9 protein-coding genes are annotated in these 13,102 nt (G+C 61.4%); 7 read left to right on the top strand and 2 right to left on the bottom strand.

Features of this window, described 5'->3' with window-relative positions; genetic code table 11:
- The first annotated feature begins 30 nt into the window (after positions 1–30).
- Positions 31–1,977, top strand: coding sequence for a DUF2207 domain-containing protein (locus DXD48_RS10135; protein ID WP_158548974.1), 1,947 nt, complete (start codon positions 31–33; stop codon positions 1,975–1,977).
- 411 nt (positions 1,978–2,388) lie between these two features.
- Here DXD48_RS10135 and DXD48_RS09015 read toward each other — a convergent pair whose 3' ends face one another.
- A complete protein-coding gene (locus DXD48_RS09015; protein ID WP_117564912.1) occupies positions 2,389–3,027 on the bottom strand; it encodes a GNAT family N-acetyltransferase in 639 nt (212 codons plus the stop codon).
- A gap of 276 nt (positions 3,028–3,303) precedes the next feature.
- Here DXD48_RS09015 and purH point away from each other — a divergent pair, with 276 nt between their 5' ends.
- The 4 genes from purH (at position 3,304) to DXD48_RS09035 (ending at position 7,797) form a co-directional block, all read left to right on the top strand.
- Entirely contained in the window at positions 3,304–4,911 is a 1,608-nt protein-coding gene (purH, locus tag DXD48_RS09020; protein WP_117564913.1) for a bifunctional phosphoribosylaminoimidazolecarboxamide formyltransferase/IMP cyclohydrolase, read from the top strand.
- A gap of 250 nt (positions 4,912–5,161) precedes the next feature.
- Positions 5,162–5,893 (top strand): hypothetical protein, encoded by a 732-nt coding sequence (locus DXD48_RS09025; protein ID WP_117564914.1) that lies wholly within the window; start codon positions 5,162–5,164, stop codon positions 5,891–5,893.
- Between the two features lie 179 nt (positions 5,894–6,072).
- The gene (locus tag DXD48_RS09030; protein ID WP_117564915.1) at positions 6,073–6,744 is read left to right on the top strand and encodes a response regulator transcription factor; all 672 of its coding nucleotides are present in this window, start codon (positions 6,073–6,075) and stop codon (positions 6,742–6,744) included.
- Positions 6,745–6,753: 9 nt separating this feature from the next.
- Positions 6,754–7,797, top strand: coding sequence for a sensor histidine kinase (locus DXD48_RS09035; RefSeq protein WP_117564916.1), 1,044 nt, complete (start codon positions 6,754–6,756; stop codon positions 7,795–7,797).
- 312 nt (positions 7,798–8,109) lie between these two features.
- Here DXD48_RS09035 and DXD48_RS09040 read toward each other — a convergent pair whose 3' ends face one another.
- A complete protein-coding gene (locus DXD48_RS09040; protein ID WP_006235921.1) occupies positions 8,110–8,547 on the bottom strand; it encodes a universal stress protein in 438 nt (145 codons plus the stop codon).
- A 248-nt stretch (positions 8,548–8,795) separates the two neighbouring features.
- On the opposite strand from DXD48_RS09040, the gene DXD48_RS09045 reads away from it, so the two are divergent.
- A complete protein-coding gene (locus DXD48_RS09045) occupies positions 8,796–9,776 on the top strand; it encodes an undecaprenyl-diphosphate phosphatase (protein ID WP_117564917.1) in 981 nt (326 codons plus the stop codon).
- A 227-nt stretch (positions 9,777–10,003) separates the two neighbouring features.
- Positions 10,004–12,904: an ATP-dependent helicase gene (locus DXD48_RS09050; protein ID WP_117564918.1), complete on the top strand. Its 2,901-nt coding sequence runs from the start codon at positions 10,004–10,006 to the stop codon at positions 12,902–12,904.
- Positions 12,905–13,102 lie beyond the last annotated feature (198 nt).

Raw genomic sequence — 13,102 nt, forward strand, 5'->3', positions numbered from 1 at the left:
CTACTGGTATCACAGACAAAGGATGTGCCTATGAACGCCCCCGTTGCCAAGACCTGTCGGCAGCGCTGCCCGTTTGCGCGATTTGCTTCCATTTGCGCGCTCGTCGCGTGCGCGCTGCTGCTGTTGCCCGCCGTTGCACGTGCCGACGGGTATTCCATGACCCAAACCTACATCAGTGCCACGGTCGAGGCCGATGGATCGCTGACCGTTGTCGAGGGACGCCAGTTTGATTTCGACGACGACATCAACGGCGTGTTTTGGGAGATCAATACGGGCTCCAACCAGCAGGGCGGCACGGCGGGCGTCGACGTGCTGAGTGTCGAGGAAGAGGACACCGCGTTTAACAAAGTCGATAGCGCGAACAAGGGCGACTCTGGCGTTTACACGGTGGAACAGACCGACGACGGCGTAAAGATTAAGGTGTTCAGCCCCCACGAGAGCGGCGACAGCGCAATCTACTACGTGAGTTATTCCATGACCGGTGCGGTTATGAACTGGGCCGATACCGCCGAGCTTTACTGGAAATTTGTGGGTGACGGCTGGTCGGCGGATTCCGATGACGTCGAGATGGAAGTGTATTTCGCAAATGCCGCTGCCGGGACGGCTGCCGTCAAGGGCGATAACTTCCGCGCATGGGGCCACGGTCCGCTGACGGGCGACGTGTCGCTCGATGAGGACGAGCCCATGGTCACCTATACCATTCCCTGCGTGCATGAGGGCGAATTCGCCGAGGCACGCATCGCCTTCCCCAGCGACTGGGTGCCGCAGCTTGCCGCCTCGGGCGAAGAGCGCATGTCAACGATCCTGAGCGAAGAGAAGGAATGGGCCGACGAAGCTAACGCCCGCCGTGAGCACGCGCGTGCGGTTGCCAGCGCGATTGCCGTGGTGTGTGTTGTTGTGGCGGTTGCCTATACCGGTGTGATCGTGATGCTCAAGCTACGCAGGCCCAAGCCCAAGCCGCTCTTCCAAGACGAGTACTTCCGCGATGTGCCCTCCGCCGACCATCCCGCGGTGCTTGCAGCTCTTATGAGCTGGAACAACGTGCCCGATCAGGCATATATCGCCACGCTGATGAAGCTGACCGACGACCGCGTGATCAAGCTGGAAGAAGCGACCGAGGCCAAGAAGAAGGGTCTGCTCCGTCGCGAAAAAGAGGAGCAGACGTATCGCATCACGGTGACCGACGAGGCCTGGAAGGCTGCCAAGAAGGATGGCATCGATCGCGATGTGCTCAAGGTCTTCTTCGCCGGCGTTAAGCCCGATAAGGACGGAGTCCGTTCGCGCACGTTTAGCGAGCTGGAGGAGTACGCTAGCGAGCGCACCACATCTGTTGGCGACAAGCTCGAGGACTATCAGAGCACGGTTAAGGGCAAGCTGGAGGCGCGCGAGCTTATCGCATCGGATGGCACTATCGCGATGGTGGCCGGCCTGGTTCTCGGCATCATCATTGTCTTTGGCATTCTGGGCTCTCTGTTCTATACCGACTTTGCGGACGCCAACGTCGGTGCCGCTATGATCTCGATCCCCGTCACGATCGTGGGCTTTGTCCTGAGCTGCACCTTCCGTCGCTACACGCCGGAGGGCGCCGAGGTGGCGGCTCGCTGTAAAGCGCTCAAGCATTGGCTTGAGGACTTTACGCGCCTGAAGGAGGCCATTCCCAGCGACCTGATCTTGTGGAACAAACTGCTGGTGATGGGCGTTGCCCTGGGCGTTTCGAAAGAAGTGCTGCGACAGCTGGCCGAGGCCGTGCCTGCGGATTTGCGCAACAGCGACGATTTCTACGACAACTACCCCTGCTACTGGTGGTATTACCATCACTACGGCAACGAGTCTCCGCTCGATTCGTTCAACGATGTGTATCACGAGACCATCCGCGAGCTGGCTTCGAGTTCCGATAGCTCGAGCGGCGGCAGCGGTGGCGGCTTTTCCGGTGGCGGCGGTGGCGGCGTCGGCGGAGGCGGCGGCGGAACGTTCTAGCGAGCGCTTGCTTTGGGGTGGATCTTTCTGGGCGGTTGCCAGGGAAGATTCATCCCATTTTTGGGCATCGAAACGGGCCAAACTTTCCGCTGCGGACCTTCGCGCAAGGGGCAGTGGACAAAAAATGCCAAATATGAGTACTGCTGCCTAGATTGTCACATTTGATTGTACTAAAAAATGGGCTCCTAATGAGAGTACTTCTCGTTAGGAGCCCATTTTATTGAACATTTGGGGAGCTACGTCAGCTCATGCAGCTGGTCGTCATGCCTACAAGCACCAAAAATGTCCCAAATCGCTGCTACTAAAAAGGTAACAGTACTCATATTTGATGTTTTTTGACCAGGGCTATCTACAAACCCCCTAGGCCACTCATTGGGGACAGACTTAAATGACTAGGTGTGGCTGCTTGGGCTAGGCTGTTAGGTCGAGTTCGTAGAGAAAGCTTTCACGCGGCATGTCGTGACGACGCTCTTCGCGGTTGGCGCGGTGCGTGGCCGTGCGCTTAAAGCCGTGCAGCTCGTAGAACTTCCACGAGCAGTTAGAGTCGGTGTACAAGTGTGCCCTTGTCGCCCCGCGCGAGGACAGGTGCGAGACTGCGGCATCGAGCAGAACCGTGCCAACGCCCAGGCCATGGACATCGCGATCCACGGCAAGCAGCGTGACCTCGTTGTCGTGCGGCAACGGGCTGCTCTCGAGCAGACGGTTGTTGGTTCGGATGGTTGCGCGTACAAACGAGAGATACTCGGCGCAGGCATCGGGCTCCAGCTCACGCATCTGCGATAGCAGCGCGCGTTCGGTATCCATCCAGTGTTCCTTAACGGCGCCGGAGCTCTGTCCCGCACGCGCGAGCGAAATGCCACGCGCCTGACCGTCAATCACCGCAACCTGCGAAAACGTCGACGACGAAAGGCAGTAGGCAAGGTCGCACGCGGCCTCGAGGCGGTTGTACTCATCGTTATCCGAATTGTTATGCCAAAGCTGCTGCAGAATCAGCGCGATGGCGTCGAAGTCTTCGGTATCAAACGGTCGGTAGAGAACCCGCGAGACCATGGTGCCTCTTTCTTTTGCGGATGCATATCGAGCACAGTTCTACCACGCCATTGGCATCTAATTATGGTGCCCCTGTGTTCCATGAACTCACCGTGCCCGGTGCCGTGCCCATCCCCCCGCTCGCAAACTTTTTCTGCACAGCCGTGCGTTGCGGGATGCAACGTCGCGCTCGATGCGCTACATTGAATCAGTATTTTCAATGCCGCTGCGCGAGCGCTGCAGATCGACGTATCACCGACTCACAGAGCACGGCGGCGTACCAGACAGGAGGACTGCATGGGATCTGATGTGAAGATCGCACGCGCGTTGATCTCGGTTACCGATAAGACGGGTGTCGTCGATTTCGCACGGACGCTGGTCGATGACTTTGGCGTCGAGATCATCTCTACGGGCGGCACGGCTCGTGCCATCGAGGACGCGGGCGTTCCCGTAACCCCCATCGAGGAGTTCACGGGCTATCCCGAGATGATGGACGGCCGCGTCAAGACGCTGCATCCCAAGGTTCACGGCGCGCTGCTGGCCCGTCGCGATTCCGAGCAGCACATGCAGGAAGCCGCTCAGCACGGCATTAAGCTAATCGACCTGGTCGTCGTCAACCTGTACGAGTTCGAGAAGACCGTCGCCAACCCCGAGGTCACCTTTGCGGATGCCATCGAGCACATCGACATCGGTGGTCCCTCCATGCTGCGCTCTGCCGCCAAGAACGCCGCGAGCGTTACCGTCATCTCCGACCCGGCCGACTATGATGCCGTCCTGGCCGAGATGCGCGAGACCGGTGGCTGCACCACGCTTTCCACCCGTCGCCGCCTGCAGGTGAAGGTCTACCAGACTACCGCCGCCTACGACACGGCTATCTCCCGTTGGCTTGCCGCTCAGGCAAGCGACGTGGCGGACACCTCTGCCAAGCTCGAGATCTCGCTGGAGAAGGTCGACGACCTGCGCTATGGTGAGAATCCTCAGCAAAAGGCTACGGTCTACCGCTTTGCCGAGGGCTGCGAGAACACCGCGAGCTCTCAGTTCCCGCTTGTGGGCTCCGAGCAGATCCAGGGCAAGCCGCTCAGCTACAACAACTATCTGGACGCCGATGCCGCCTGGAACCTGGTCCGCGAGTTCGACGAGCCGGCCTGCGTGATCCTCAAGCATCAGAACCCCTGCGGTTCCGCCGTTGCCGAGGACATCACGGCCGCCTACGACCGCGCTTTCGCCTGCGATCCCAAGAGCGCCTTCGGCGGCATCATCGCCTGCAACCGCGAGGTTCCCTTTGAGCTGGTTGAGCACTTCGCCGACCAGAACAAGCAGTTCGTCGAGGTCATCATCGCCCCGAGCTACACCGATGGGGCGCTCGAGCGCATGGCCAAGCGCCCCAACCTGCGCGTGCTGGCTACCGGCGGCGTGGACCACGGTGCCCAGGTGGAGCTGCGTTCCATCGACGGCGGCATGCTGGTGCAGGAGGTCGACCACGTGACCGAGGATCCCGCGACCTTTACGTTCCCCACCGACCGCAAGCCCACCGACGCTGAGATGGCCGAGCTCGAGTTTGCCTGGAAGGTCTGCAAGGGCGTTAAGTCCAACGCCATCCTGGTCTCCAAGGGCAAGGCCGGCATTGGCATGGGCCCGGGTCAGCCCAACCGCGTTGACTCCGCACTGCTCGCCTGCGAACGCGCCGAGGACTTTTGCGAGCGCGAAGGCGTGGAGAAGGGCGGCTTTGCCTGCGCAAGTGACGCGTTCTTCCCGTTCCGCGACAACGTCGACGTGCTTGCCGCACACGGCGTGACCTGCATCATCCAGCCCGGCGGCTCCAAGCGCGATGACGAGAGCATCCAGGCCTGCAACGAGCACAATATTGCGATGGTTTTCACGGGTGCCCGCCACTTCCGCCATTAAGTAGGGAGGTGGCGCTGCGGCTTGCCCAACCACCGCACCTTGCCGCTCATTCGTCGCTCGCGTACCCAAGTACGCGTCGCTCCTCTTTCACGGCAATCTGCGGCACCTGGGCAACCCTCGTCGACCTGTTAGGTTGACTGGGGAGGATGGGATGTTATCTCGTCCCTTGGACCGCCTCGCTTCTAAAATAATCTCTGCAAAAGACGGTCGCTCCGTTTGGAGGGCCGTCTTTTTGGTATAAGAGGACGGAATGACTAACACGAAAGGTATGACCATGCCCCAGATTGATGATGCCGAGCTGTTTGGCAATGCCGAGGATCAGCGTGCGTACGAGGACTTTTGCGCCAATCAGGAGGCGGTCGAGAAGTTCACGCTCGACAAGCCCGCGCTTGTCTGCCGTTGGCGTATGTCCAACAAAAAGGTGCCCATGCTCAACCGTCACATCCGCGCGCTGTCCGAGCGTCTGGTGCAGGGCGAGCCACTTACCCATAACATGCTCAGCTGGGCCAAGCAGCACGTTGAGTGGTCGCTAGCCGAGGGCGATTACACCGCGCACGACGGCGTGCTCATGCTGGTGATCGACATCAACGGCAACGCCGCCATGACAGTGGGGGAGTACGAGCCGCTCGCCGATACGTCGGCCAAGGCGCTGCGTGCCCGCTCCGCCGAGGCCCGCTCCGAGGCCGACGAAACCGGCGTGGCGCCCGAGCTGCTCGCTGCCGTCAACGACGGGGGGCTTGCCTTTGTGGCGCCGGCGGACGAGTGCCTGTGCGGCACGGCGACCCTTATTGAGCAGCTGGCCCAGACCAAGGGCATCCCGGTCACGCGCGTAGATATTCCCGCGCAGCTTAAGGGCGCGCTGTTCCTGGTGAGCGACGAGCACGGCGTGGTCCCCGCAACCGAGACGGACGCCGCCGAGGCCGACGCCGCCACGGTCGCCTTCTTCGCCGACGGCTACGAAAAGCTCCGTGCCCGCCGCTAAATGATTATTCTGGGACGGGGATTAAAGAATCATTTTGGTTCCCGCCATCGCTGCGAGTGCGAGGCGGACAAAATGCCCCCGCTCGCGAACAGTTCTGTCACCTTGGCGACGTGCGTGGCGCGCACCTGCAGTTTCGCAGCCATAATGGTGGCAAGACAACCAAGAGGGGAGCGGAATCCATGGCGCTAATCTATATCGTTGAGGACGACGAGCCCATTCGTCGTGAGCTTGTCGACATCCTTGCCCGCGCCGGGTTTGAAATCGAGGCCTGCGAATCGTTCGAGCATGTCTCGCGCGATATTCTCGCCGCCGCGCCCGACCTGGTGCTGCTCGACCTCACGCTTCCCGTCAAGGACGGCCAGCATATCTGCCACGAGGTTCGCCGCGAATCCGAGGTCCCCATCATCGTCCTCACCTCGCGCACGACCGAGATCGACGAGGTCATGGCCATGACGCTCGGCGCGGACGACTTTGTTCCCAAGCCCTATAGCGCGCGCGTGCTCGTGGCGCGCATCAACGCACTGCTGCGTCGCACCGCGGCGTCAGGCGAGCGCAGCACGCTCGTCCACAAGGGGCTGGAGCTCGACCTCGCCCGCTCTATGGTCACCAACACGGCGACCGGCGACAGCACCGAGCTCACCAAAAATGAGCTGCGCATTCTCTCGCTGCTCCTGAGCCGCGCGGGCAAGATCGTCTCGCGCTCGGCCATCATGCAGGACCTGTGGGACTCCGATGCCTTCGTGGACGACAATACGCTCACCGTCAACATCAACCGCCTGCGCACCACGCTCGAAAAAATCGGCATCAAGGGGTATTTGACGACGCATCGCGGCCAAGGCTATTCGGTCTAGGGGCCGGCTATGTCGTTTGGCAAGTTCTTTAAAGATGCACTGCTTCCCGTCGCCGTGTGGACGTGCGGCGTGCTGCTGAGCTGCTTTGTGCTGACGGTCGCCGGCGCACCCGTTTCTATCGTGGTCGTGGCGGTTGGCGTGTCCTTTATCTTCGGTATGCTCGGCATCGTGATCGAGTACGCTCGCCGTCGCCGTTTTCTGCGTCAGTTGGAGCGCGCGGCAGAGGAGCTCGAGAGTCCCGCATGGGTGCAGGAGATGGTGCAATGCCCAACCTATGCCGAGGGCGAGCTCGAGTACGAGGTCCTGTGCCGGGTGGGCAAAGCCGCCTGCGACGAGGTTGCCGAGGGCCGGCGTCAGACCGAAGACTATCGCGACTATATCGAGAGCTGGGTCCACGAGGCCAAGCTGCCCCTGGCGGCGGCTCACCTGATTCTGGAAAACCTCGACGGCGGCGCAGATGACCCAACACGTGTCGATGACCTGGGTCGCGAGTTGGCTCGCGTGGAACGCTATATCGACCAGGCGCTGTACTACGCGCGCTCGGAAGTCGTGGAGCGCGACTACCTGATTCGCCGCTGGGACCTTAAGACCTTGGTGACGGGTGCGATTAAGGCCAACGCGCGCGAGCTCATTGCGGCGCACGTGGCTCCGGTGTGCGAGAACCTCGACTTCGAGGTCTTTACCGACGAAAAATGGCTCGAGTTTATCCTGGGCCAGCTCATTCAGAACAGCATTAAATATGCGCGCGAGGACGGCGCGAAGATCGTGTTTTCGGGCGCGTTACTGGACGAGGGCCTGGCGAGCGAGCGCATCGAGCTCACCGTTGCGGACAACGGCTGCGGCGTGTGTGCGGCAGACCTGCCGCGCGTGTTCGAGAAGGGCTTTACCGGCGACAACGGCCGCACCACCAAGCGCGCAACGGGCATCGGCCTCTACCTGGTGGCGCGCCTATGCTCCAAGATGGGCATCGACGTCACGGCGGCATCCGACTCCGGCGAAGGCTTTGTCGTAACGTTCGCCTTCTCGACGAACAAGTTCCAATACTTTGAGTAGCCGGGCCGTCTTGCGCTGCGGACGGCTATGTTCCCGAACGTGAACTTAGCTAAGGCAACTGGCGTTATGTTCCCGAACGTGAACATAACTATGAGGCTCAAATGGATCTCCCAAAACAAAAACGTGCAGTCCAAACAAAACGTGCCGCCCCAAACGGGGCGGCACGCCATCTTTTATCAGACAACTCGCTGAAGTAAGGCTGCGAAGGCCGCGGGGCCGGGAGGGGTTTCCTAAGGGCACATCCCGCAGCCGCAACGCGGCGAGGACGTGCCCGTGGAAACCCCGCAGGCCCCGCGGCCGGTGGGAGCAACGCTACTTCACGACCAAAATGTCGCAGTCCGTATTGCGCAGCAGGAACGTCGAAATCGAACCCAGGAGCGCGTACTTGATCGAGGACAGGCCGCGGGCGCCGCAGAGCACCAGGTCGGGCTTGACCACGTCGAGCATCTCGTCTTTGAGCGTCTCACGAATACGGCCGGCGCGAATCATGACCTCGACCTCGGGAATATCGGGATTGGCCTTGGCCTCTTCGAGCTGCTTGGCGATGGAGTTCTTAAATGCCTCCTCTAGGCCGTTGACCAGATCGACCGGATAGGAACCGGCGCTCTCGAGCGCCGTGGAATCGATAACGTGGCCGATGATTAGCTTGGCGCCGTTGTTCGCGGCGACCTTGATGGCGCGTGCGAGCACAAAATCCTGCTGTTCAGTACCGTCGAGTGAAACAAATACCTTGGTGTAGCCCTCGTTCATGGTTTCCTCCTTGGTCTATCGCACGGGCGCGGGGCTCGTGCATCGGGCGGGCGCGGGCGCGTTGGCCGCCGGACACTTTATCTTGTTGCAGTTATACCCAAGGATTTGGGTTTGACCGCTCGCAATTCTGTGAACGGGCGAGTTTTTTGGTAAGGGTAGGCGCAGGCGCGCCGCCAACGGTTGATAATGGGACATCGCCCGCACCGTCCGCAGAACAATATCGGCGGGTGTCTAACGAGGGGGTCCCTTTGGATATCATCGAGCTTTTAAAATCTGCCTTCATGGGCCTGGTCGAGGGCATCACCGAATGGCTGCCCGTTTCGTCGACGGGTCACATGATCTTGGTGGACGAGTTCGTCAAGATGAACGTGAGCGAGACGTTCTGGAATATGTTCCTGGTCGTGATTCAGCTCGGCGCCATTCTGGCCGTCTGCGTGCTGTTTTTCCACGAGCTCAACCCGTTCTCGCCCAGCAAGGGCAAGGAGGGCCGTCGCGACACCTGGGTGCTGTGGGGCAAGATTGTGCTCGGTTGCATTCCTGCGGCGGCGATCGGCCTGCCGCTCAACGACTGGATGGAGGAGCATTTCTACAACGCTCCCGTCGTGGCGCTGGCGCTCATTGTGTACGGCGTGCTGTTTATCGTGATAGAGAACTGGCGCGCGAGCAAGCGCGAGGAAATGGCCGTTGCCGGTTCGTTTGGTTCGCGTGCTGTGGTGTCGGGTGGACGTCCCGCCGGTGCGCACTTTGCGGCGTCCGCCACGGCTACCGCTGAGGATGAGGACGATGACGAGAATCTGGACTTTGGTTCCATCGCCACGCTCGAGGACCTGAGCTGGAAGACTGCGCTGGGTATCGGCTGCTTCCAGGTGCTTTCGCTGGTGCCTGGTACGTCTCGCTCCGGTTCTACCATCATCGGCGGCCTGCTTTTGGGCTGTACGCGTTCGGTGGCGTCTAAGTTCACGTTCTTCCTGGCTATTCCTGTTATGTTTGGCGCAAGTGCGCTCAAGCTGGTCAAGTACTTCATCAAGGGCGGCACGTTCGGCACCAACGAGATCGCCATCTTGGGCGTGGGCTGCGTTGTGGCCTTTGTGGTTTCGCTCATCGCCATCAAGTGGCTCATGGGCTTCGTCCGCCGTCACGACTTCAAGTGCTTCGGCGTCTACCGCATCATCCTGGGCATCGTAGTGCTCGCATACTTCTTCGTTCTGGAGCCCATGCTCGGCCTGTAACTTGGTTGACGCTGCGCGGCGGCCAGAGCGACAACTTGTCATTCAAAGAGGGTGGCATGACCAAAAGGTCTATGCTGCCCTCTTTTTTGGGCGATGGGGTGGGTCCGATGGTGGCGCACGGAGTCGTGGTGTGATTTGCGTCGGTGTCCGCGCGGCTCGGTATACTGGTACGGCTCAAACTATGGCGCTGCCCGCAGGCGCGCCGTCCGTCAGATGAGGAGTCGCCCATGACCCAGCCCTTGCCCTGGGAAAAGAACGCCGCGGTACCCGTGCCGCCCGCGCCGGAACCCGTGCCGCTCGATGCATACACCGCCCCCGCTGCGCCGGAGCCCGAGCTCGTTCCGCTCGACATCTATGACGCTCCCGCGCCGGCGCCCAAGCCCGCCAAGCCGCTCGTCGACATCGACAGCCTTAATCCCGCCCAGCGCGAGGCGGTCCTGTCCACCGAGGGCCCGTTGCTGGTGCTCGCCGGCGCCGGCTCGGGCAAGACCCGCGTCTTGACCTTCCGCATCGCACATATGCTCGGCGACCTGGGTGTTAAGCCTTGGCAGGTTCTTGCCATCACGTTTACCAACAAGGCTGCGGCCGAGATGCGCGAGCGTCTGGCGGCACTCATCCCAAGCGGCACCCGTGGCATGTGGGTGTGCACCTTCCATGCCATGTGCGTGCGCATGCTGCGCGAGGACGCCGACCTGCTGGGCTATACCGGTCAATTCACCATCTACGATGACGACGACTCAAAGCGCATGGTGCGCGACATTATGCAGGCGCTCGGCATCGAGCAAAAGCAGTTCCCCATCAACATGATCCGCAGCAAGATCAGCTCTGCTAAAAACGCCATGATCGGGCCCGAGGACATGCTCAAGAGCGCCGATAGCCCCAACGACAAAAAGGCCGCGCAAGTCTACCTGGAGCTGGAGCGCCGCCTGCGCGCCGCCAACGCGATGGACTTCGACGACCTGCTCGTGCGCACGCTCGAGCTACTGCGCACCCGCCCCGAGGTGCTCGACAAGTACCAAGAGCGCTTCCGCTACATTAGCGTCGACGAATATCAGGACACCAACCACGTCCAGTACGAAATCGCCAACCTGCTGGCCGCCAAGTACCAAAACCTCATGGTCGTGGGCGACGACGACCAGTCCATTTATAGCTGGCGTGGCGCCGACATCACCAACATCCTGGACTTTGAGCAGGACTTTAAAAACTGCAAGACCGTCAAGTTGGAGCAGAACTATCGCTCCACGGGTCACATCCTGAGCGCCGCCAATGCCGTTGTTCGCCACAACTCGCAGCGCAAGGACAAGCGCCTGTTTACGGCCGAGGGCGATGGCGAGAAGATTCAGGCTTTCCAGGCAAGCGACGAGCGCGACGAAGGTCGCTGGATTGCCGGCGAGATCGAAAAGCTGCATGCCAAGGGTACGAGCTACGACGATATCGCCGTGTTCTACCGCACCAACGCCCAGTCGCGTATCCTCGAAGATATGTTCCTGCGCGCGGGCGTGCCCTACAAGATCGTCGGCGGCACGCGATTCTTCGACCGCGCCGAGATTCGCGACGTCATGGCCTATCTCAAGATGATCGTGAACCCGGCCGACGAGATGAGCGTCAAGCGCGTCATCAACACGCCGCGCCGCGGCATCGGCTCCACCTCGATCCAAAAGATCGAGCAGCTGGCGCGCGACAACCGCTGCTCGTTCTTCCAGGCCTGCGAGATCGCAACAGCCGAGACGGGCATGTTTAGTGCCAAGGTGCGCAACGGCCTGTCGAGTTTTGTGGCGCTGGTGCGCGAGGGCCGCCGCATGGACGGCGAGCTCAAGGACGTCGTCGAGATGATTGTCGATAAGACGGGCCTGCTGCAGGCGTTTCGCGCCGAGGGCACCATGGAGTCCGAGAGCCGCGCCGAGAACATCCAGGAATTCCTGGGCGTCGCCGCCGAATTTGAGGAGACGCACGAGGATATCGAGGGTACGCTCGAGAGTCTAGAAGAGCTGCGCGCGGCCGGTGTTGCCGACGTGCCGTCCGTCGCCGAGTCCGAGTCCGTCGTGGTGAGTGCGCCCGCGTCCGAGCCGGGGCCGTCCGCTCCGGCATCCTCGTTTGAGGCACTTGTCGGCGCTCGTGACGCCGCGGGCTCCAATCCGCTCGATAGCCTAGCCGCCCCGGCGCTCTCGCCGCAGGATGCCCTGGCCGCCGCCATCGCGGGCAACGCGTATGCCGTGCCAACAGAGCTACCGGCGGGCGCCGTGCATGCCGACGAGATCGAGCGCACCTACGGTCCGCTCACCTGTAAGGCACTGCCGGCACTCATGGAGTGGCTGGCCCTGCGCTCCGACCTGGATTCCCTGGCCGGCGAGACGCATGCCATTACCATGATGACCATCCACTCCGCCAAGGGCCTGGAGTTCCCGGCGGTGTTCGTGGCCGGCATGGAGGAGGGCATCTTCCCGCACGTGCACGACTTTGGCGGCAGCGATGACCCGGGCAAGCTCGAGGAGGAGCGTCGCCTGGCCTACGTTGCCATCACGCGTGCCCGTAAGCGCCTGTTCCTGACCTATGCGGCCACGCGTCGCACCTACGGCTCGACCTCTGCCAACCCGCGCTCTCGCTTCCTCAACGAGATTCCGTTTGAGGATATCGAGTTTAGCGGTATCGGTTCTGCCGGTTTTGAGGGCACGGGCTGGGAGAAGCGCGGCGACCGTCACGGCACCTTTGGCTCGGGCATGGGCTCGGATATGTACGGCGGCAAGGTGTTTGGCTCGCATACGCGCTCAACCGGCGGGTCCGGTTCGCGCGGTGGATCGAGCTTTGACGATTTCTTTGGCGGAAGCAGCTATGGGACCGAGCGCCATCGCGGGGTGTCGCCCGACGCCGGTCGCGTTGCCTCGACCTTTGGTTCGGGCGCGCCGCGAGCTAAAAAGCCGTCGTCCAAGGTGTCGCCGACGGTGGAGCGCAAGGTCGATCGCGCCAGCGCGTCGCAGGACTTTGCCGCGGGCGATACCGTGAGCCACAAGACCTTTGGCACCGGTACCGTGATCTCGGTCGCCGGAGACATGATCGAGGTTCAATTCGAAAAAACCGGCCAGACTAAAAAGCTCATGAAAGGTTTTGCACCGATCGTCAAGCTGTCGTAATCCCGGCGGACCTGGGAGGGCGTATGGGGCAACATCGCCTGCTCGGGCAGTCCTGCGCAAGACGGAGAGCACATTAAGTGCTCTCCTTTGCGTGCGGAACTCGCGATCGATGTTGCCCCATACGCCCGCCCAGGTCCTTGGGTAACGTTGCTGGACGAACGTCGCTTTGCTCGTCTGTTTTTTGATCTGGAGAGCCCG

Source organism: Collinsella sp. TM05-37 (assembly GCF_003436455.1).
Lineage (GTDB): Bacteria > Actinomycetota > Coriobacteriia > Coriobacteriales > Coriobacteriaceae > Collinsella.

Bases quoted from the DNA above. Each gene is read 5' to 3' on its own strand.
- DXD48_RS10135 (WP_158548974.1), top strand. From the start codon at position 31: ATGAACGCCCCCGTTGCCAAGACCTGTCGGCAGCGCTGCCCGTTTGCG.
- DXD48_RS09015 (WP_117564912.1), bottom strand. From the start codon at position 3,027: ATGGTCTCGCGGGTTCTCTACCGACCGTTTGATACCGAAGACTTCGAC.
- purH (WP_117564913.1), top strand. From the start codon at position 3,304: ATGGGATCTGATGTGAAGATCGCACGCGCGTTGATCTCGGTTACCGAT.
- DXD48_RS09025 (WP_117564914.1), top strand. From the start codon at position 5,162: ATGACTAACACGAAAGGTATGACCATGCCCCAGATTGATGATGCCGAG.
- DXD48_RS09030 (WP_117564915.1), top strand. From the start codon at position 6,073: ATGGCGCTAATCTATATCGTTGAGGACGACGAGCCCATTCGTCGTGAG.
- DXD48_RS09035 (WP_117564916.1), top strand. From the start codon at position 6,754: ATGTCGTTTGGCAAGTTCTTTAAAGATGCACTGCTTCCCGTCGCCGTG.
- DXD48_RS09040 (WP_006235921.1), bottom strand. From the start codon at position 8,547: ATGAACGAGGGCTACACCAAGGTATTTGTTTCACTCGACGGTACTGAA.
- DXD48_RS09050 (WP_117564918.1), top strand. From the start codon at position 10,004: ATGACCCAGCCCTTGCCCTGGGAAAAGAACGCCGCGGTACCCGTGCCG.